Annotated in this window: 16 protein-coding genes; 9 read left to right on the top strand and 7 right to left on the bottom strand. The window is 66.6% G+C overall.

Features of this window, described 5'->3' with window-relative positions; genetic code table 11:
• Positions 1-19: 19 nt before the first annotated feature.
• Genes BLM15_RS06915 through BLM15_RS06895 form a run of 5 tightly spaced genes read right to left on the bottom strand, consistent with a single transcriptional unit; the run spans position 20 to position 5,019 of the window.
• Positions 20-1,678 carry a benzoate-CoA ligase family protein gene (locus tag BLM15_RS06915; protein ID WP_126111615.1) on the bottom strand — a complete coding sequence of 553 codons (1,659 nt, stop codon included), beginning with the start codon at positions 1,676-1,678 and terminating at the stop codon, positions 20-22.
• Positions 1,679-1,702: 24 nt separating this feature from the next.
• Positions 1,703-2,878, bottom strand: a complete 1,176-nt coding sequence (locus BLM15_RS06910) for an acyl-CoA dehydrogenase family protein (RefSeq protein WP_126111613.1) — start codon at positions 2,876-2,878, stop codon at positions 1,703-1,705.
• Position 2,879: 1 nt separating this feature from the next.
• Entirely contained in the window at positions 2,880-3,713 is an 834-nt protein-coding gene (locus tag BLM15_RS06905; RefSeq protein ID WP_126111611.1) for an enoyl-CoA hydratase family protein, read from the bottom strand.
• Entirely contained in the window at positions 3,710-4,255 is a 546-nt protein-coding gene (locus BLM15_RS06900) for a MarR family winged helix-turn-helix transcriptional regulator (protein ID WP_126111609.1), read from the bottom strand. The genes BLM15_RS06905 and BLM15_RS06900 overlap by 4 nt, the downstream gene beginning before the upstream one ends.
• A gap of 2 nt (positions 4,256-4,257) precedes the next feature.
• Positions 4,258-5,019, bottom strand: a complete 762-nt coding sequence (locus BLM15_RS06895) for an SDR family NAD(P)-dependent oxidoreductase (RefSeq protein ID WP_126111607.1) — start codon at positions 5,017-5,019, stop codon at positions 4,258-4,260.
• A gap of 229 nt (positions 5,020-5,248) precedes the next feature.
• Between BLM15_RS06895 and BLM15_RS06890 the strand changes: the two genes are divergently transcribed.
• The 5 genes from BLM15_RS06890 (at position 5,249) to BLM15_RS06870 (ending at position 10,774) form a co-directional block, all read left to right on the top strand.
• Positions 5,249-7,612 carry a bifunctional salicylyl-CoA 5-hydroxylase/oxidoreductase gene (locus BLM15_RS06890; protein ID WP_126111605.1) on the top strand — a complete coding sequence of 788 codons (2,364 nt, stop codon included), beginning with the start codon at positions 5,249-5,251 and terminating at the stop codon, positions 7,610-7,612.
• Between the two features lie 63 nt (positions 7,613-7,675).
• A complete protein-coding gene (locus BLM15_RS06885) occupies positions 7,676-7,993 on the top strand; it encodes a hypothetical protein (protein ID WP_126111603.1) in 318 nt (105 codons plus the stop codon).
• 135 nt (positions 7,994-8,128) lie between these two features.
• Positions 8,129-9,079, top strand: a complete 951-nt coding sequence (locus BLM15_RS06880; RefSeq protein ID WP_126111601.1) for a ring-cleaving dioxygenase — start codon at positions 8,129-8,131, stop codon at positions 9,077-9,079.
• Positions 9,080-9,323: 244 nt separating this feature from the next.
• Complete coding sequence (locus BLM15_RS06875) at positions 9,324-10,448, top strand: DUF2778 domain-containing protein (RefSeq protein ID WP_236846592.1); 1,125 nt, start codon at positions 9,324-9,326, stop codon at positions 10,446-10,448.
• A gap of 50 nt (positions 10,449-10,498) precedes the next feature.
• The gene (locus BLM15_RS06870; RefSeq protein WP_236846591.1) at positions 10,499-10,774 is read left to right on the top strand and encodes a hypothetical protein; all 276 of its coding nucleotides are present in this window, start codon (positions 10,499-10,501) and stop codon (positions 10,772-10,774) included.
• 231 nt (positions 10,775-11,005) lie between these two features.
• Here BLM15_RS06870 and BLM15_RS06865 read toward each other — a convergent pair whose 3' ends face one another.
• Positions 11,006-13,075, bottom strand: coding sequence for a methyl-accepting chemotaxis protein (locus BLM15_RS06865; RefSeq protein WP_126111597.1), 2,070 nt, complete (start codon positions 13,073-13,075; stop codon positions 11,006-11,008).
• A gap of 122 nt (positions 13,076-13,197) precedes the next feature.
• On the bottom strand, positions 13,198-15,864 hold the full coding sequence (topA, locus tag BLM15_RS06860) for a type I DNA topoisomerase (protein WP_126111595.1): 2,667 nt from the start codon (positions 15,862-15,864) through the stop codon (positions 13,198-13,200).
• 324 nt (positions 15,865-16,188) lie between these two features.
• Between topA and panB the strand changes: the two genes are divergently transcribed.
• The 4 genes from panB to pyrC all read left to right on the top strand — a co-directional run bounded on the left by panB (position 16,189) and on the right by pyrC (position 19,576).
• Positions 16,189-17,010, top strand: coding sequence for a 3-methyl-2-oxobutanoate hydroxymethyltransferase (gene panB, locus BLM15_RS06855; RefSeq protein WP_126111593.1), 822 nt, complete (start codon positions 16,189-16,191; stop codon positions 17,008-17,010).
• A gap of 64 nt (positions 17,011-17,074) precedes the next feature.
• Positions 17,075-18,019, top strand: a complete 945-nt coding sequence (locus tag BLM15_RS06850; protein WP_126111591.1) for an aspartate carbamoyltransferase catalytic subunit — start codon at positions 17,075-17,077, stop codon at positions 18,017-18,019.
• A 5-nt stretch (positions 18,020-18,024) separates the two neighbouring features.
• Positions 18,025-18,267: a hypothetical protein gene (locus BLM15_RS06845; protein WP_126111589.1), complete on the top strand. Its 243-nt coding sequence runs from the start codon at positions 18,025-18,027 to the stop codon at positions 18,265-18,267.
• Complete coding sequence (gene pyrC / locus BLM15_RS06840; RefSeq protein ID WP_126111587.1) at positions 18,260-19,576, top strand: dihydroorotase; 1,317 nt, start codon at positions 18,260-18,262, stop codon at positions 19,574-19,576. Before BLM15_RS06845 ends, pyrC begins: the two co-directional genes overlap by 8 nt.
• Positions 19,577-19,578: the final 2 nt, after the last annotated feature.

The following is a 19,578-nucleotide window of genomic DNA, read 5'->3' as shown; positions in this document are numbered from 1 at the left end:
GATCTTTCTCAAGCAGTAGTCAGGAGGCCGAGGCTTCCTGGCGCGCGATCTCGCGCAGGGCGAAGCGCTGCAGCTTTCCGGTAGAGGTCTTCGGCAGGGTTGTCACGAAGGCGATGGCGCGCGGGTATTTGTAGGGCGCGATCGCCGCCTTGACGTGGTCTTGCAGCGCTTTGGCCAGGGCAGCATCGCCGCTGAAACCCTCACGCAACAGCACATAGGCCTTCACGATCTGTCCACGCTCGGGGCAGGGCGCGCCGACGACGCCGCACTCGGCGACCGCTTCATGCGTCAGCAGGCAGGCTTCAACCTCCGGCCCGGCGATGTTGTAGCCGGCCGAGATGATCATGTCGTCGGAGCGGGCTTGATACCAGAAATAGCCGTCGGTATCGCGCAGATAGGTGTCGCCGGTGACGTTCCAGCCGTCGAGGATGTATTTGGCCTGGCGCGGATCGGCGAGGTAGCGGCAGCCGGTCGGGCCGCGCACGGCGAGGCGACCTGGCGTGCCGTCGGGCACTTGCCTGCCGTCCTCGTCGACGATCTTGGCCTCGTAGCCTGGCACCGGCAGGCCGGTCGCGCCCGGCCGGATTGCCTCGCGTGGCGCACCGATGAAAATGTGCAGCATCTCGGTCGCGCCGATGCCGTCCATCAAAGGCAGCCCGGTCGCTGCCTGCCAAGCATCGAAGGTCGCCTTCGGCAGTGCCTCACCAGCGGAGACGCAGATGCGCAGCGATGACAGATCGCGCTCGCCGAGCTTGGCGAGCATGGCGCGATAGGCGGTCGGCGCCGTGAAGCAGACAGTGGCGCGGTAGCGTTCGATCGCCTCGGCGAGATCGGGCGGCGCGACCTTGGCCGGCAGGATGCAGGCGGCGCCGATCCGCAAGGGGAAGAGCACGATGCCGCCGAGCCCGAAGGTGAAGGCGAGCGGCGGCGAGCCGATGAAGCGGTCATCCGAAGCAGCCTGCAGCACGCGCGCACCATAGGCGTCGCAGATCGCCAGCAGGTCGCGCTGGAAGTGCATCGTGCCTTTGGGCTCGCCGGTCGTGCCCGAGGTGAAGGCGATCAGGCAGACATCATCCTGCGCCGTGTCAGCCGGCTCGAAAACCTCGTAGCCGGCTTTGTCCATCATGGCTTCGAGAGCGCCGTCTCCCGAAGCTCCTGCGCCCCATGTCACAATGCTCGAGAGTTCCGGCGCAAGCTGTTGCGCTGCCTTGAGTTCGTCGACCAGCGTCGCGTCGCAGAGCGCCCGCGCGATCTTTGCCTTGCGGATTGGATAGGCGATTTCGCGGGCGCGCAGCATCGGCATGGTCGCGACCACGACGCCGCCGGCCTTGAGCACCGCGAAATAGGTCGCGACCATCATTGGCGTATTGGCGGCGCGCAGCAGCACGCGGTTGCCGGGCACCATGCCGAGATCGCGGGTCAGCACATTGGCGATGCGATTCACCTTGTCGGCGAGCGCCTCATAGCTCCAGGTTTCGCTCGGGCCGATCACCGCATCGCGCTCGCCGCGCCCCTCGGCGACATGCCGGTCGACGAATTCGGTGACGACGTTGAGCCGCTCGGGATAGCTCAGCCCGGCGGCTGCGAGGTCGAGGCGCGGCCAGCTCTCGCGCGGCGGCAGGTTGTCCCGCGCGAAAGTGTCCACATGTCCCGACCGCGCCCAGTCTGCGGTTGTCATCTCGTTCCCCTGGCGTTCTTTGCCTTACTTCAGGAGGTCGCGGGCGATCACGACCTTCTGGACCTCGCTGGCGCCCTCGTAGATCCTGAGCGCCCTGATCTCGCGGTAGAGTTCCTCGACCTTGACCCCGCGGGTGACGCCGAGCCCGCCATGGATCTGCACGGCGCGATCGATCACCTTCTGGGCGTTCTCGGTCGCGACCAGCTTCGCCAGCGCCGCCTCGCGGGTGACGCGGGGCGCACCCAGGTCCTTGGTCCAGGCGGCGCGGTAGACGAGCAAAGCGGCGGCATCGACCTCGGTCGCGCTGTCGGCGATCGCTGCCTGCGAGAGCTGGAGATCGCCGAGCGTGCCGCCGAAGAGCTTGCGGGTCTTCGCGTGTAACACCGTCTCGTGCAGCGCTCGGCGGGCGAAACCGAGCGCCGCGGCGCCGACCGTCGAGCGGAAGATGTCGAGCGTTGCCATCGCGACCTTGAAGCCGTCGCCCGGCCCGCCGATGCGATTCGTGACGGGGATGCGGCAGCCATCGAAGCGCAAGGTCGCCAGCGGATGCGGCGCGATCACGTCGATGCGTTCGGCGATGGAGAGGCCGGGCGTATCGGCCTCGACCAGATAGGCGGAAAGGCCGCGCGCGCCCGGCGCTTCGCCGGAGCGGGCGAAGACGACATAATGGTCGGCGATGCCGCCATTCGAGATCCAGGTCTTCTCGCCGTCGATCCGGACATGGGTATTGCCGTCCGGCGTGGCCGAGGTCGCCAGAGCCGCGACGTCGGAGCCGGCCTCTTTCTCGGAAAGGGCAAAGGCGGCGATCTTCTCGCCGCGCGCCACTGCCGGCAGGATGCGCGCCTTCATCTCGGCCGAGCCGGCGACGCTGATCGAACCGGTGCCCAGCCCCTGCATGGCGAAGGCGAAATCGGCGAGGCCGTCGCGGGCGGCCAATATCTCGCGGGCGAGGCAGAGCGTGCGCACGTCCAGCGCGGCATGCAGACCGCCATGGTCCGCCGGTACGGCCGCCTTGAGGAAGCCGGCTTGCCCGAGCGCCGTCACCCGGGCGCGGCAGGCCTCGTCGACATCGTCATGCGGCAGGCCGGGCAGAGTGGCGTCGGCCCAGGCGGACAGGCGCTCAGCGAAGTCGCGGTGATGCGCCTCGAAGAAGGGCCAGTCGAGCGTGTCGCCGAGAATGCCGAGGCCGAGCGAAGCCATCTCAGTTGCCCTCGAACACCGGTTTCCGCTTCTCGGCGAAGGCGTGATAGGCGCGAGCGAAATCCTCGGTCTGCATGCACAAAGCCTGCGCCACCGCTTCGGCCTCGATCGCGGATTCGACCGACATCGCCCATTCCATCTCGAGCATGCGCTTGGTCATGGCGTTGGCGAAGGTCGGGCCGTCGGCGAGCTCGGCGGCGAGTGCCTGCGCCTCGGCGAGCACGCTTTCGCGGGCGATCAGCCGGTTGAGGAAGCCCCAGCGCTCGGCCTCCTCGCCCTTGAGCACCCGGCCGGTATAGAGCAGTTCAGCGGCGCGGCCCTGGCCGATGATGCGGGGGAGCATCGCGCAGGCGCCCATGTCGCAGCCGGCAAGGCCGACGCGGTTGAACAGGAAAGCGATCTTGGTCTCGGCCGTGCCGAACCTGAGGTCCGAGGCCATGGCGACGATCGCGCCGGCGCCGGCGCAGATGCCGTCGATCGCGGCCACGATCGGCTGCGGACAGGCGCGCATGGTCTTGACCAGCTCGCCGGTCATCCGGGTGAACTTCAAGAGGTCCTTGGTGTCCATCGCCACCAGCGGCCCGATGATCTCGAAGACATCGCCGCCCGAGGAGAAGTTGCCGCCGGCGCCGGTCACCACGATCGCCTTGACCGCCTCGTCCTTCTGCGTGGCGAGGAAGAAATCTGTCAGCTCGCGATAGCTCTCGAAGGTCAGCGGATTCTTCTTCTCCGGCCGGTTCAGCGTCACGGTCGCGACCTTGCCGGCGACAGCGAGTTGGAAGTGCTGCGGCTGGAAGCCGGAGAGCGGCAGGGTGACAGGGTTAGCGATCGTCATTCGTTCTCTCCCGCCGAGGTCGGCGTGCCGTTCTGGCGCTTGCTGATGGCCTGATGGAGCGAGGCCTTGGCCCCGCCGAGCAACCGGAAGAGCTGGCCGATCTCGGCCGATCCAAGCCCGGCGAAGAGCTCGGCGATCCAGTTCTCATGGCGCTCGGCCATCGCCTTGAAAGCGCGCCGGCCCTGGGCAGTCAGCGTCAGCACCTGGACGCGCCGGTCCTGCGCCGCCGGGCGCTTGTCGACCAGCCCGTCGGCGAGCAGGCCGGCGACGACGGCGGTGACGTTGCCGTTCGAGACCATCAATCGCTGCGAGACCTCGCCGACAGTCATGCCGGTGGTCGACTTCTCCAGCTGCGCCATCAGGTCGAAGCGCGGCAGCGTCGTCTTGAACTCCTCGCGCAGGCGGGTGCGGATCTCGCTCTCGATCAGCGTCGAGCAGGTCAGCATCCGCAGCCAGAGCCGAAGCTCGTCCTTGTGGTCGCCGGGGCGTTCGCTCGCCTTGGTCTCGCGGTCGAGCAGGGGGGCGTTGGACGGAATCTCCATCGTCAGAACTCCCCGCCATTGATCAGGATGGATTGCCCGGTGATGCCACGGCTTTGCGGCCCGCAGAGATTGAGGACGGCGGCCGCGACTTCCTCCGGCATGATCAGCCGGTGCTGCGGATTATCCTTGGTGAGCTCCGCCAGCGCTTCGTCACGAGTCTTGCCGGTCTTGGCAGCGATCGTGGTCAGGCTGCCGGCGACCATGTCGGTGTCGGTATAGCCTGGGCAGACGGCGTTGACGGTGACGCCGCTCCGGGCCGTCTCCAACGCTAGGGAGCGCACGAGGCCGACGACCGCATGCTTGGCGGCGACATAGGCCGAGACATAAGCATAGCCGCGATGCCCCGCGGTCGAGGCGATCGCGATCAGCCGGCCGGAGCGACGCTGGGTCATGGCGGGCAGGGCCGGCCGGAAGCAATTCACCGTGCCGATCAGGTTGATCTCGACCATGCGCCGGAACAGCTCTGCATCGCTGCGCTGGAAGCTGGCGCTCTCGGCCGCGCCGGCATTGGCGACGACGATGTCGAAGGGCTGCCCTGCCGCGAGCCCAGCCATCGCCTCGCTCACGGCGCTCTCATTGGTCACGTCGACGGAACGGGCGGCATCTGCCGCGCCGTCGAGCACAGCCTGTTGCAGGATGTCGTCATTGCGGCCGATGATCGAGACGCGGGCGCCGGCCTGGCGCAGGGTGGAGGCGATGGCGCGGCCGATGCCGCGTCCGCCGCCGCTCACCAGGGCATGCTGTCCCGCCAGAGCCGATGCCATGCCGTTCACTCCCTCTTGGGTTCAATATATTTTAGGTCTGAAACATTTTGCAAGGGGCACGGAGAACAGCGATGAGGGAATATCGAAAATACATATATGACAGTGCATTATACGAGGTTTTAATCGAGGTTGCCTGCATTTTTCGGAGCGAGATGGATATCCGATCCGTCAGGGCTTGAGCCAAAATTATTTTAGGTTTAAAATGATTTCGTCAGCGAGGGAGGACGTCATGCGCATTGCGGTGGTGGGCGGCGGGCCGGCGGGGCTCTATTACGCGCTGCTGATGAAGCGCGATTGGCCGGCGCTCGACGTCACCGTGTTCGAACGCAATCGCGATGACGATACCTTCGGCTTCGGCGTCGTCTTCTCCGACCAGACGCTCGACCTGTTCAAGGCGGCGGACCAGCCGAGCTATGAGGCGATCGTCAAAAGCTTCGCCTACTGGGACGACATCGAGATCCATTTCAAAGGCACGGCGCAGCGCGTGCCCGGCAACGGCTTCTGCGGCTGCTCGCGCCGCACGTTGTTGATGCTTCTGCAGGAGCGGGCCCGCCAGGTCGGCGTCAGGCTCGTCTTCTCCCAGGAGATCGAGGATGTCGCGGCGCTGAAGCGCGATTACGATCTCGTCGTCGCCGCCGACGGCATCAACAGCCGCATCCGCGAGGGTGATCGCGAGCGCTTCGCGCCTGAGGTCGATCTGAGGCCCAACCGCTTCGTCTGGATGGGGTCGACCCGACCCTTCGACGCCTTCACCTTCTTCTTCAAGGAGACGCAGCACGGCGTCTTCATTGCCCATTGCTACCAGTACGAGGTCGGGCAATCGACCTGGGTGCTGGAGACCGACCCCGAGACCTTCGCCCGTGCCGGGCTGGAGGGCATGGACGAGGCCGGCACGGCCGCTTTCCTGGAGGAGGTCTTCGCCGAGGAATTGCAGGGCCACAGGCTGATCACCAACCGCTCGCTCTGGCGGCAGTTCCCGATGATCCGTTGCGCCAACTGGGTGGTCGACAATGTCGTGCTCATCGGCGACGCCAAGGCGACGGCGCATTTCTCGATCGGCTCCGGCACCAAGCTCGCCATGGAGGATTCGATCGCGCTGCATCGCGCCTTCCATCGCGCCGGGCTCGACGTCAGGGCAGCGCTCGCCACCTTCGAGACTGGGCGGCGCGAGGAGGTCGAGAAGACCCAGCACGCCGCAGATGTCTCGCTGGTCTGGTTCGAGCAGCTCAAGCGCTTCTGGGATTTCGAGCCGCAGCGCTTTGCCTTCGGGCTGATGACCCGCTCCAAGGCGATCACCTACGACAACCTCGCTTTGCGTGCGCCCGAATTTGTCGCGGCGATCGATCGTGTGGTCGCCGCCGATCTCGGCGCCGACCAGGCGACGCGCCGCGATGGCACGCCGGTGCCGCCGGCCTTCCAGCCTTTCCGCCTGCGCGAGATGCAGGTCGCCAACCGCTTCGTCGTCTCGCCGATGTGCCAGTACTCGGCGCAGGAAGGCCTGCCGGGCGACTGGCACCTGATGCATTACGGCGCGCGCGCCGTCGGCGGGGCAGGGCTCGTCTTCACGGAGATGACCTGCGTTTCCGCCGATGCGCGCATCACGCCCGGCTGCACCGGCCTGTATAATGACCAGCAGGAAGCGGCCTGGACCCGCATCGTCGATTTCGTCCATGGCAACTCGGCGGCGAAGATCTGCCTGCAGCTCGGCCATGCCGGCCGAAAAGGCGCGAGCAAGCTGATGTGGGACGGGATGGACCGGCCGCTCGACGAGGGCGCCTGGCCGATCGTCTCGGCCTCGCCCTTGCCATACTACCCCGAGAGTCAGGTGCCGCGCGAAATGACCCGCGACGACATGGACCGGGTCAAGGCCGACTTCGTCGCGGCGGCGAAGCGTGGCCTGCGCGCCGGCTTCGACATGCTCGAACTGCACTGCGCCCATGGCTATCTGCTCGCGAGCTTCCTCTCGCCGCTGACCAACCAGCGCACGGACGACTATGGCGGCCCGCTCGAGAACCGCCTGCGCTTCCCGCTCGAAGTCTTTGCCGCGCTTCGCCAGACATGGCCGGCCGACAAGCCGATGTCGGTGCGCATCTCGGCGACGGACTGGCAGGACGGCGGGATCAGCCCGGACGAGTCGGTCGCGATCTCGGAAGCGTTTGCTGAGGCCGGCTGCGATTTGGTCGACGTCTCGACCGGGCAGACCACGCCGCGGGCCCGGCCGCTCTATGGCCGCATGTTCCAGACGCCGTTCTCCGACCGCATCCGCAACGAGGCCGGCGTCGCCACCATGTGCGTTGGCGCCATCACCTCGGCCGACCAGGCCAACACCATCGTTGCCGCCGGCCGTGCCGATCTCGTCGCGCTCGGGCGACCGCATCTGGCCGATCCGTCCTTCGTGCTGCGGGCGGCGGCCTGGTATGGCGCCGATGTCACGCAGCCGGTGCAGTACCAGCCCGGCAAGGACCAGCTCATGCGCAATACGCCGCGTGAGCGCGAGGAGCTGGAGACCCTCAAACTCAAAGCCAAGCCGAGCCGGCATGGCGGCGCGCCGGCTGACGCGACGATGGCTCCGGCGGCGCGGGCGGCAGAATAGCCGGAACTTCATTGCGCAGTGGCGGGTTGATCGGCGACTTCCTCGATCAGCCGGAGATCCGCCATGACTGCCAGGACGACGATGCTTGCCCTGCTGACGACGGTCGCACTGACCGCCGCCGCCGTGGCGCAGACACCTCAAACCACAAAACAGCCCGACAACTCCGGCGTCGGCCCGACGACGACGCATCCGAGCCAGGTCGACAAGGGCCAGAACATGATTCTGCCTTCGGCCGGGCAGGCCGGGCAATCGGCGGCGCCGACCATGGTCTATGATTGCAAAAACAAGCCGCACGACTGCACCACAGCGCCGGCTCCAGGCGACAAGAGCAGCATGCCCAAGCAATCGGAGCCGCCGGTGACCACAGCACCCTCCAAGTGAGAGAGGTGACATTGCGTTTGTGCAATTTATGATTGGATTGACGCTCTCTTTATGGCGTCTTCGCAATAGCTATCTTCCTGGGCAACCGATCCTGCTGCTTCTTTCGATGAGGCGCACAACCAAGGGGCCCAGATCATGCAACTCACCGGCATCCACCACGTCACCGCCATCACCGCCCAGGCAGCCCAGAACCGGCGCTTCTATGTCGAGACCCTTGGCTTGCGCCTGGTCAAGAAGACGGTGAACCAGGACGACACCTCCGCCTATCACCTGTTCTATGCCGATGGCGCCGGCTCGCCCGGTTCCGACCTGACCTTCTTCGACTGGCCGACATCTCCTGCCCGGCGCGGGACGAACTCGATCACGCGCACCTCGCTCAGGGTCGCGAGCGAGGCCTCGCTCGACTTCTGGCGCGAGCGGTTGACGGCTGCGGGCGTCGCGGTCTCCGACACGCGCCTGCTCAACGGCCGCGCCGCGCTCGATTTCGAGGATCCGGAGGGCCAGCGCCTGACGCTTGTCGTCGATGGCGGCACGATCCCCTTCGTCGCCTGGGAGAAGAGCCCGGTTCCGGCCGAGCATCAGATCCGCGGTCTCGGCCCGGTGACGATCTCGGTGCCGCAGATCGAGCGCACCGAGCTCGTCCTGACCAAGCTGCTCGGGCTGGAGCGCATCGCGGACTATCGCGACGCGGCCCACGCCACCGGCGACATCCATGTCTTCCGGATCGGCGAGGGCGGCCCGGCGGCCGAGCTCAATGTTGCGGTCGAGCCCAATCTTTCCCCGGCCCGTGAAGGCGCTGGCGGCGTACACCATCTTGCCCTGCGGACGCCGAGCTTCGGCGAGTATGACGCCTGGGCCGAGCGGCTGCGTACCTCAGGCTATCCGAACAGCGGGCCGGTCGATCGCTTCTACTTCCGCTCGCTCTATCTGCGCGAGCCGAACGGCGTGCTGATCGAGATCGCCAGCGACGGGCCGGGCTTTGCCACCGATGAGCCCTTCGAGACGATGGGCGAGGGGCTCTCTCTGCCGCCCTTTCTCGAGCCGAAGCGGGCGGCGATCGAAGCCGGGCTGAAGCCTCTGGCCTGAGCTATTCCGAGGGTATCAAGACGCGCTGCGGCCACCCGACCGCAGCGCGTTTGGCTTTCCGTAAAACTGTTTCGATTCATCGGGAATTAACCAGGTTCGCGCTCAATGCGCAGACGAGGTTGGGGTTTCCCGAGACTGACGAACAGGCCGAAACGGTCTGCCCAGCGCGATAAAGCGTGTCGGCGAGACGAGTGCGGCGCTGCGCCAGAGCGGGATGCCTGCAAGGTGTCCCGAGGCGTTGCGTATGCGTAGCTCGAACAAATTCACCGGCTATTCCTATAGCCTGAAGCGCCGGCGCCGCAGCCCCTTCATTCGCCTTGGCGTGCTTGTTGCCGTTGCCGGTGGTGCGATGGCGGGCTTCTCTGCCTGGTCGGGCAGGCACGCCGAGCCCGCAGTGACAGCGACCTCACCTGTTCAAAAACACACACAGGCCCGTTCAGCGGCACTGGCCCACACCTCGACGCCGCTGCTCCGCCCAGGCTATGTCGTCGGCTACGTCGCGCAACCGCTCGCCGGCAGCGCGCCCTTGTCCGGTCACTTTCAGTCGGCGATTCCTGCCCCGCAAGCGGTCATGTTCGACCCCGAAACCACCGGGTCGATCGCGCCGTCCGAGCCGGTCGGCCCGAGCGTGGCGACGACCGCGATCGTTATGCAGCCCGCGGCCGAGACGCCCCAGATTGCCCTGATCGTGCCGCGCCCGGTCCCGCGTCCATCCGATCTGACGCTGCCAACGCCGACCGAACCGCGTGTCGCCCTGCGTGCTACGTCACGCCAGAGCAAGGACGTCGTCGCCAAGGCCGAGCCGGCCGACAACCGCTCCTTCTTCGAGAAGCTCTTCGGCGCGAATGCGCCGCAGAGCTCCGGCGAGCGCCTCGCCTATGCGGCACCACAGGACGACATCACCCAGCGCAGCGGTCGCGGCAGTGGCCTGACCGTTGCCCCGGCGCCCATGCCTGCACCCCTGGCGTCCACGACACCGGTCGCCAGCGGCAAGACCGCGGTCTACGACATCAGCGCGCGTGTGGTTTACCTGCCCAATGGCGAGCGGCTGGAGGCCAATTCCGGCCTCGGCGACAAGATGAACGACCTGCGCTTCGTCCATGTCCGCATGCACGGGCCGACGCCGCCGCATGTCTATAATCTGACCGAGCGCGAATCCCTGTTCCACGGCGTGCGCGCCATCCGCATGCATCCGGTCGGCGGCAGCGGCAAGATTTTCGGCCGCGCCGGCTTGCTGGTGCACAACTACCTGCTCGGCCCGCGCGGCGATTCGAATGGCTGCGTCTCGGTCAAGGATTATGAACGCTTCCTGCAGGCGTTCCTGCGTGGCGAGATCAAGCAGCTCGTCGTAGTCGCCGGCCGGAGCTGAAACACGCTCCTTGCCTTGCGCGATCTGCGTAGGGCTGGTCTGATCGGCGGATGATACGACTGGCCGATCTTGCGACACGCCTGCTGGCGCTATCCGCGCTGGCGTTTCCATTGGCGATGGCCGCTCCGGCTGCCGCCGAAGTGCGTTTCGGCAACAATGTCCGCATCGGCGGGCATGACGCCTCAAACCAGCGCTTCGACCGCAGGAATCGCGGCGTCTACCACATCTATGAGGGCCGGCCGCGCAATCCGGGCTGCACGTGGCGAGCAGATGGCCGAGGCGGGCGAGTGAAGGTCTGCCACCTTCAGCGCATCAGGCGGCACTGACGACGACCGCGGGCTAGCGTGAAGCTCGCCTCGGCGGGGAACCCGCACGACGCCGAACAAGGCAGAGCAGATTTCGTCTGACTGAAGTGCGCATCCGTCATTGCGAGGAGCAAAGCGACGAAGCAATCCAGGGATGGCAGCGCTCTAAGTCCTTGTGGATTGCTTCGCTGCGCTCGCAATGACGAGGCGGCCTAGCTCTTTGGCCTTTTCGCCGCGAGCTCGGTGCTTGGCTCAGAACTCTTCCCACCCAGCGTCACCGCCGCGGGCGTTCGCGACCTTACGGGCTGGAGCTGGAACGCGAGCGGAAGCTGCGCGCTCGCGGCGCGGCATCGGCTGCTGCTGAGCAAAAGCGGCCTCCGCCAGCGTCCGCAGCCGTTCGGGCTCGGATGCGGCCGGCTGGCGCGAGTGGGCGACGGGGCTCTCGCTGGTCCGGAAGCCTGCGACTAGGGCGTTGAGCTCACCGATCTTGCCCGAAAGCGCACCGGCGGAGGCGGCACTCTGCTCGGCGAGCGCGGCGTTGGCCTGGGTCATTTCGTCCATATGCGCGACGGTCTGGCTCATCTCCTCGATGCCGTTGGCCTGCTCGCTCGAAGCAGCCGCGACCTCAGAGACGGTCGCCTGGACGCTTCCCGCCGCTTCGACGATGCGGGTGAGCGCATCGCCGGCCTGGCGCACGAGCTTTACGCCGGCCTCGACCTCGCTGTTCGAGGAGGAGATCAGGCCCGAAATGTCCTTGGCAGCCTCGCTTGAACGCTGCGCCAGTGTGCGCACCTCGCTGGCCACCACAGCGAAGCCCTTGCCGGCGTCGCCGGCGCGGGCGGCCTCGACCGCTGCGTTGAGCGCCAGCAGATTGGTCTGGAAGGCGATGTCGTCGATCACCCGGATGATATCGGAGATCTTCTTGGAGGCCTGCTCGATACGAGCCATCGCCGAGACGGCATCGGTGACGATGATGCCGCCGTCCTGGGCGACCTGCATGGCCTGGCCGGCCTGACGTACGGCCTGCTGGGCCGCTTGCGCGGCGGCCTTAACCGATGCTGCGAGCTGCTCTGTCGTGGCAGCGCTTTCTTCCAACGAGGAAGCCTGCTCCTCGGTGCGCTTGGAGAGGTCGTCTGCGCCCGTGTTGATCTCGCGCGCCGACAGGCCGACATCGGCCGACATCGTCTGGATCGTGCTGACGGTCGAGGACAGACGCGACACCGTCTCGTTGATCGCGTCCTTCAGCTCAGCGAAGCGCCCACGATAGGCGGTCGGCACCTGGTTGGTCAGATCGCCGGCGGCCAGAGCTTGCAGCACCGCGACGAACTCCGTCGTGGCATTGTCGACCACTGCGTTGATCTCGTTGATCCCGGCAACCAGCTGCTCCATCTGCTCGTCGCCATGGTCGATCTGGAGCCGTGCCGAGAAATCGCCGGCGGCAGCAGCGGCAACGACCTCGCCGACATCGGACACCACCGAGGCCATCGCATCCGCCGAGCGAATGCGCGCCGCGGCGGCGGCACGCTCCTGCTCCTGCAGCAGCGCGACCTGCTCGGTGCTCTCGCGTAGAACCGAAACGGCCCGCGCCATCTCGCCGATCTCGTCCCGCCGCTTGGTGTGCGGCACCTCGATCTGGGTGTCGCCCGCGGTCAGGCGGCTCATCGTCCCACCGAGATCGACCAGGGGGCGGATGATCGAGCGTCGGGAGAAGACCAACGCGCCAAAAATCGCGGCGCCTAGGACCAGCACGAGCGCAACCGGCAGCCAGGTCCGGACTTGTTCGGAAAAGGCGCTCGACTCCGCATCGACCTCGTTGGCGCGCGCCTCGTTGGCACTGCTCAGCGATGTCAGCTCTTCCTGAAGCGTCGCGCGGTTCTTCTTGCTGGCGTCGCTGTTGCCCCAGGCTTCGGCCGCGCGGGCCGAGATCTCGCGGACCATGCGGGTCGTCTCGAGCCGGATGCCGGTGAATTCGGCGATCAGTCCGCTGATCTTCTCCATGCGTTCGCGCTCGCTGGCGGGAACGACCTTGGCGAGGTCCTTGCGGCGTTCCTCGACCTTGGTCAGGCCGCCTTCGACCGTCGTTGCGGCGATCCCGGCGAAATGTGGGTTGCGGGCGGTGTAGACGAGATAGGAATCGGCGACGACCAGATTGACCGCGGCATTGAGCCGTTCGGCAGCGAGGGCGATATGGTTCTGCTGCGATGAGCGCTCGTTCATCGTGTCGATGCGGGTCATCGCCAGTAGCGCGCAGCCAAGTGCAACCAAGGCGCCAGCCGCGACAATCGCGATCAGCCCCAAAATCTGGGTCCTGATGGATTTCATGATGTCCCCCGCAAGCCGCCGTTTTTGATCGCGGCGCCGCAAGGTAACCCGAGCCCTTGAATGCGAAGTTAACCTTCCCCGCTGCCGTGTTCACTCTCTGGCGGCAGCGAAGAAGATCGGACTCAGCTCTTGGCGGTACTCGCCGTCTTGGGCTTGGCGCTCTTAGCCTTTGCGGGGGCTTTGGCGCTCTTCGCCTTCGCCGGCGCTTTGGCGGCCGCCGGCTTCTTGGCAGATGCTTTCGTCTTGGCCTTCGCGCCGCCACCAGCCGCGGCCTTGGCGTTGACCAGCTCGATCGCTTGCTCGGTGGTGATGCTCTCCTGCGCCATCGTCTTCGGCAGGGTGGCGTAGACCTTGCCCCAGGCGACATAGGGCCCGTAGCGGCCGGCCCTGACCTCCATCTTGCCGCCCTGCGGGTGCTCGCCGAGCTCACGTCCCGGCGTCGCAGCCGCATTACCGAAGCGACGGCCACCCGCACCGCTCTCCTTGGCGACAATCAGGTCGATGGCGCGGTTGGCCCCGATTTCGAGGATGTCGTCTTCCTTGTCGATATTGGCGTAGGTCTTGCCGTGCTGAACATACGGCCCATAGCGGCCGATGCCGGCGAGGATCGGCTCGCCGCTGGTCGGATGCTTTGCCACCTCCCGCGGCAGCGAGAGCAGAGCGAGCGCCTTTTCCAGCGTCAGCGAGCCGACGGTCTCGCCCTTGGGCAGGCTCGAACGCTTCGGCTTCTCGCCCTCGCCGAGCTGGATATAGGGGCCGAAGCGGCCTTCGCGAACACTGATCTCCTGATCCGTCGCCGGATCCTTGCCGAGGATGCGCACGCCGTTCTGGGCCTGACCGCCCTCGGCCGAACCGTCCCCCTCGGCGGCAGAGGCGCTGAGCGGGCGGGTGAAGCGGCATTCGGGATAGTTCGAGCAGCCGACGAAGGCGCCGAACTTGCCGAGCTTGAGCGAGAGCGTGCCGGTGCCGCAGACTTGGCAGCTGCGCGGGTCGCCGCCATCGGCGCGCGGCGGGAAGACATGCTCACCCAGGATGCCGTTCAGCGCCTCCAGAACATCGCCGACGCGTAGTTCCTTGGTCTCGCCTATCGACTTGGTGAATTCCTCCCAGAATTCGCGCAGCAGGACCTTCCAGTCGACATCGCCGCTGGAGACCAGGTCGAGCTTCTCCTCCAGGCTGGCGGTGAAGTCGAACTCGACATAGCGCTTGAAGAAGCTCTCCAGGAACGCCGTGACCAGCATACCCTTGTCCTCGGGCACCAGCCGCTTCTTCTCGATGCGGACATATTCGCGGTCGCGCAGCGTCGCCAGCGTCGCGGCATAGGTCGAGGGCCGGCCGATGCCGAGCTCTTCCATGCGCTTGACCAGGCTCGCTTCCGAGAAGCGCGGCGGCGGCTCGGTGAAATGCTGGTCGGCGGCGATGGCGCGCTTCTCCAGCGGATCGCCGGCCTTCATCGCAGGCAGCTTCTTGCTATCCTCGTCTTCCTCGTCGTCGCGGCTCTCCTGATAGAGCGTCAGGAAGCCGTCGAAGAGCACGACCTGGCCGGTCGCACGAAGTTCGAGGCTGCGGGCGCCGACCTTGGCGGCGATGTCGACCGTGGTGCGCTCCATCGAGGCCGATTCCATCTGGCTGGCGATGGTGCGCTTCCAGATCAGCTCGTAGAGCTTCGCCTGTTCCGGCTCGAGATGGCGCACGACCATGGCCGGCAAACGGCCGAGATCGGTCGGGCGGATCGCCTCGTGAGCCTCCTGCGCGTTCTTGGCTTTGACCGTATACTTGCGTGGGGCGTCCGGCACGTAATTATCGCCGAACTCCTTGCCGATCACCCGCCGCGCCGCAACGATCGCCGAGCCGTCCATGTCGACGCCGTCGGTTCGCATATAGGTGATCAGGCCGACGGTCTCGCCGCCGATATCGACGCCCTCATAGAGGCGCTGCGCCACCTGCATGGTACGGGCCGGCGCCATGCCGAGCTTGCGCGAGGCCTCCTGCTGCAAAGTCGAGGTCTGAAAGGGTGGCTGGGGGTGGCGTCTGACCGGCTTGGCCTCGACCTCGGAGACCGAGAAGCGCGCGGTCTCCAGCGCGGCCTTGAACGCCGCGGCCTCATCGCCGGTACCGACGTCGAGCCGTGTGATCTTCTTGCCGTCGGCGCCGGAGAGGCGCGCGTCGAAGGTCGCACCGCTGCCGGTCGCGAGCGTTGCGACCAACGACCAGTATTCGCGTGCCCGGAAGGCCTCGATCTCACGCTCGCGGTCGCTGACCAGCCTGAGCGCGACCGACTGCACGCGCCCGGCCGAGCGGGCGCCCGGCAGCTTGCGCCAGAGCACCGGGGAGAGCGTGAAGCCGACGAGATAATCGAGGGCGCGGCGGGCCAGATAAGCGTCGACCAGCGCCTGGTCGATCGGGCGCGGATTGGCCAGAGCCTTCTGCACAGCGTCCTTGGTGACCGCGTTGAAGGTGACGCGTTCGACCGGAATGCCCTTGAGCACGCGCTTCTGGTTCAGTGCCTCGAGCACATGCCAGGAGATCGCCTCGCCCTCGCGATCCGGGTCGGTTGCGAGGATGACTTTCTCGGCGTTCTTGGCTGCCCGCGCGATCTCGGCGACCTGCTTGGCGCCGCGCCCTTCGGTTTCCCAGAGCATGGCGAAGTCGTTCTCGGGATCGACCGAGCCGTCCTTGGCCGGCAGATCGCGGATATGCCCGAACGAGGCGATGACCTCGTAATCGGATCCGAGATACTTATTGATCGTCTTGGCCTTGGCCGGCGACTCGACGATGAGGAGCTTCATGACGCTTTCGATCTCATAGGCAAGCGGCGGGGCGGCACGAGAGCCGGACCCGATCAGGTCGATTTCCTGACCGGTGAATCCGTCTCTCACTTTCAGAAGAGACCGTTTGACCGATCAGCTTGCGATGCAGGCGACCGGAACGGGCTCTAGCGTGCCAACCTCGCCGAACTTGGCGCGGGGCGCGTTGATAGCGGTTCGGGATTGCGCGCGAAAGTGGTTCACGCGGCCAGTCCTGTCAAACCCGATTCTACTTTTCGGGGAGCGGCGGTCAGGCTACGTCACCAGCCGTTGCCATTTTGGCGCTAAACGGCGGGAGAACTGAGCATGTCGTCACAGAACCGGACAACCCGGCTGACCTCGCTCGATATCCGCGGGCGCAAGGGCGGCGAGCCGCTCGTTGCCCTGACGGCCTATACGGCGCCAATGGCGAAGATTGTCGACGAAGTCGCCGAGATCGCGCTGGTCGGCGACTCGCTCGGCATGGTCGTCTACGGCCTCGACAGCACTGTGCCGGTGACGCTGGAGATGATGAGCCTGCATGGCCAGGCGGTGACGCGCGCCACGGCACGCTCGCTGGTCGTGATCGACATGCCCTTCGGCAGCTATGAGGAAAGCCGGGAGCAGGCCTTCCGCAACGCCGCCCGGCTGCTCAAGGAGACCGGGGCAGGGGCGGTCAAGCTCGAAGGCGGCCAGAGGATGGCCGAGACGGTGCGCTTCCTGGTCGAGCGCGGCGTGCCGGTGATGGGCCATGTCGGCCTGACGCCACAGGCAGTCAACACGCTCGGCGGCTACAAGGCGCAAGGGCGCAGCAAGACCGAGTGGCCGGCGATCATCGCTGATGCAACGGCGATTGCCGATGCGGGCGCCTTCTCTCTGGTGGTCGAGGCCGTCGCCGAGCCGCTGGCCGCCGAGATCACCGGCCGGATCGCGATCCCGACCATCGGCATCGGCGCCTCCGCCACCTGTGACGGCCAAGTCCTTGTCCTCGATGACATGCTCGGCCTGACCGGCCGCGTGCCGAAATTCGTCAAGGCCTATGGCGATCTGGCCGGGCAGGCGCGCGAAGCAGTGCAGACCTATGCGGCCGAGGTGCGCAGCCGGCAGTTCCCGGGCGAGCAGCACGTCTATGCCTTGAAGGCGGAATGACCCACAGGGAAAGCGCGCGCTGCCTTGCGCCGGCCACGACTCGCCCCTAAACAGCGGTCTTCAAATGACAGCGACCGCACCGCTCTATCCGCACCGGCACCTCCTCGGGATCGAGGGGCTGTCCCATTTGGATATCGAGGCTCTGCTCGAGCGCGCCGAGACCTATGTCGCGCTCTCGCGCCAGGTCGAGAAGAAGACGGCGACGCTGCGCGGCCGCACCCAGATCAACCTGTTCTTCGAGCCCTCGACGCGGACGCAGGCCTCGTTCGAGCTCGCGGGCAAGCGTCTTGGCGCCGATGTGATGAACATGTCGGTCGGCTCGTCCTCGGTGAAAAAGGGCGAGACGCTGATCGACACCGCCGCGACGCTGAACGCGATGCGGCCTGACATCCTGGTGGTTCGCCATCATGCCGCCGGCGCGGTCAACCTGCTCGCCCGCAAGGTCGACTGCTCGGTGGTCAATGCCGGCGACGGCGCCCATGAGCACCCGACCCAGGCCCTGCTCGATGCGCTGACGATCCGCCGCAACAAGGGCCGCATCGCCGGGCTGACCGTCGCGATCTGCGGCGATATCGTGCATTCGCGCGTCGCCCGCTCCAACATCATCCTGCTCAGCGCGCTTGGTGCCAAGGTGCGCCTGATCGCGCCCTCGACCTTGCTGCCGACCGGCGTCGAGCGCATGGGCGTCGAGGTCTTCCGCGACATGAAGAAGGGACTGGAAGGGGTCGACATCGTGATGATGTTGCGCCTGCAGCTCGAACGGATGAACGGCGCCTTCGTCCCGTCATCGAAGGAGTATTTCCGCTATTTCGGCCTCGATCGCGAGAAGCTCTCGCTGGCCGCGCCGGATGCGCTCGTCATGCATCCCGGTCCGATGAACCGCGGCGTCGAGATCTCATCCGAGGTCGCCGACGGCGCCCAGTCGCTGATCCGCGAGCAGGTCGAGATGGGTGTTGCCGTTCGCATGGCCGTGCTCGACGCGCTCGCGCAGCACCTGCCCAATGGCTGAACGGGATGGAGCTCTTCCTTGCCTGGCTGCTGCGACAGATGCGCCGGGCTCGGATCGTCTTCGTAGGACTCTATCTCCTGGTCGTGGCCGGCTTCGCCTATGCCGAGCCGCGCTCCGCCTGGACCTGGCTGATCGCGCTTCTCGGTGGGCTCCTCTGCGTCGGCATCTGGGGGCTGGTCGGGTTCTGGAGTTACGTTTTCACGCAGCGCCGCGAGCGCGAGAATGGGGTCGAGCGTAACGATGGCTGAAAGCAGCGGGCAGGGTAGCGACGTTGCGATCGTCGGCGCGCAATTGGTCGACCCGGCCTCCGGGCGCGAGGGCGTGGGCAGCGTCCTGATCCGCGACGGGCTGATCGTCGATGTCCATTGGGGCGGCGATCGCCCGGAGCTGCCGGCGGGCATCGAGGTTGAGGAGGCACGGGGCCTCGTGCTGGCGCCAGGTCTCGTCGATCTGCGCGCTTTTCTCGGCGAACCCGGCGCCGAATTCCGCGAGACGCTCGGAACCGGTTCGCAGGCCGCAGCCGCTGGCGGGGTCACCACTGTGATCTGCCGCCCCGATACCGATCCGCCGATCGACGACCCCTCTGTCATCGACTTCATCAAGCGCCGCGCCCGCGACAAGGCGATCGTCAATGTGCTGCCGGCGGCGGCACTGACCAAGCGGTTGGCGGGCAAGGAGATCACCGAGTTCGGCCTTCTGCTCGAAGCCGGCGCGGTCGCCTTCAGCGACGGCGCTAACGGCGTGCGCAATCCACAAGTGATGCGCCGCGCCATGATCTATGCCCGCGACTTCGACGCGCTGCTGATCAACCATGTCGAGGATCCCGACCTGCGCGGCGACGGCGTGATGAACGAGGGCGAGTTCGCCAGCCGTAAGGGCTTGCCGGGTATCCCGCACGAGGCCGAGACGGTGATGCTGGAACGCGACCTGCGCCTCGCCCGCGCCTCTGGCGCCCGCTACCACGCCGCCATGGTCTCCTGCTCGGATTCGCTTGCGCTGATCCGCCGGGCCAAGGAGGACGGGCTCAACGTCACCTGCGGCGTCTCGATCAACAATCTCTGCCTGAACGAGAACGATGTCGGCGAATACCGCACCTTCTGCAAGGTTTCGCCGCCGCTGCGGCACGAGGACGAGCGGTTGGCGATGATCGAGGCCGTGGCCGAAGGCCTGATCGACGTGATCGTCTCCGACCATGACCCGCAGGATGTCGAGACCAAGCGCCAGCCCTTTGCCGAGGCGGCCAACGGCGCGCTCGGCATCGAGACGCTGCTGTCGGCGGCGCTGCGCCTCTATCACAGCGAGCAGATCGGCCTGCCGGCACTGTTCGCTGCTTTGTCGAGCCGCCCGGCCGAACTGCTCGGGCTCGGCTGCGGCCGGCTGGCGGCCGGAGCGCCGGCCGATCTCGCCTTGATCGACATCGACGCGCCCTTCGTCGTCGACAAACGCAAGCTCAAATCGCGGGCCAAGAATTCGCCTTTCGACGAGGCGCGGCTGCAGGGAATTGTGCAGGCGACCTGGGTCGGTGGCCGGGTGGTGTATCGCGGCGAAGCTGCGTAAGC

It is taken from the genome of Bosea sp. Tri-49 (assembly GCF_003952665.1).
Lineage (GTDB): Bacteria > Pseudomonadota > Alphaproteobacteria > Rhizobiales > Beijerinckiaceae > Allobosea.
The sequence above is the reverse complement of the archived record's forward strand: the minus strand, read 5'-3'. Positions and strand labels throughout refer to the sequence as shown.

What these genes read in the sequence shown, in the direction of transcription:
- BLM15_RS06875 (WP_236846592.1), top strand. Translation starts at nt 9,324, where the DNA reads ATGCGTAGCTCGAACAAATTCACCGGCTATTCCTATAGCCTGAAGCGC.
- BLM15_RS06885 (WP_126111603.1), top strand. Translation starts at nt 7,676, where the DNA reads ATGACTGCCAGGACGACGATGCTTGCCCTGCTGACGACGGTCGCACTG.
- BLM15_RS06905 (WP_126111611.1), bottom strand. Translation starts at nt 3,713, where the DNA reads ATGACGATCGCTAACCCTGTCACCCTGCCGCTCTCCGGCTTCCAGCCG.
- topA (WP_126111595.1), bottom strand. Translation starts at nt 15,864, where the DNA reads ATGAAGCTCCTCATCGTCGAGTCGCCGGCCAAGGCCAAGACGATCAAT.
- BLM15_RS06900 (WP_126111609.1), bottom strand. Translation starts at nt 4,255, where the DNA reads ATGGAGATTCCGTCCAACGCCCCCCTGCTCGACCGCGAGACCAAGGCG.
- BLM15_RS06890 (WP_126111605.1), top strand. Translation starts at nt 5,249, where the DNA reads ATGCGCATTGCGGTGGTGGGCGGCGGGCCGGCGGGGCTCTATTACGCG.
- BLM15_RS06910 (WP_126111613.1), bottom strand. Translation starts at nt 2,878, where the DNA reads ATGGCTTCGCTCGGCCTCGGCATTCTCGGCGACACGCTCGACTGGCCC.
- BLM15_RS06870 (WP_236846591.1), top strand. Translation starts at nt 10,499, where the DNA reads ATGATACGACTGGCCGATCTTGCGACACGCCTGCTGGCGCTATCCGCG.
- BLM15_RS06915 (WP_126111615.1), bottom strand. Translation starts at nt 1,678, where the DNA reads ATGACAACCGCAGACTGGGCGCGGTCGGGACATGTGGACACTTTCGCG.
- panB (WP_126111593.1), top strand. Translation starts at nt 16,189, where the DNA reads ATGTCGTCACAGAACCGGACAACCCGGCTGACCTCGCTCGATATCCGC.
- BLM15_RS06895 (WP_126111607.1), bottom strand. Translation starts at nt 5,019, where the DNA reads ATGGCATCGGCTCTGGCGGGACAGCATGCCCTGGTGAGCGGCGGCGGA.
- BLM15_RS06845 (WP_126111589.1), top strand. Translation starts at nt 18,025, where the DNA reads ATGGAGCTCTTCCTTGCCTGGCTGCTGCGACAGATGCGCCGGGCTCGG.
- BLM15_RS06880 (WP_126111601.1), top strand. Translation starts at nt 8,129, where the DNA reads ATGCAACTCACCGGCATCCACCACGTCACCGCCATCACCGCCCAGGCA.
- pyrC (WP_126111587.1), top strand. Translation starts at nt 18,260, where the DNA reads ATGGCTGAAAGCAGCGGGCAGGGTAGCGACGTTGCGATCGTCGGCGCG.
- BLM15_RS06850 (WP_126111591.1), top strand. Translation starts at nt 17,075, where the DNA reads ATGACAGCGACCGCACCGCTCTATCCGCACCGGCACCTCCTCGGGATC.
- BLM15_RS06865 (WP_126111597.1), bottom strand. Translation starts at nt 13,075, where the DNA reads ATGAAATCCATCAGGACCCAGATTTTGGGGCTGATCGCGATTGTCGCG.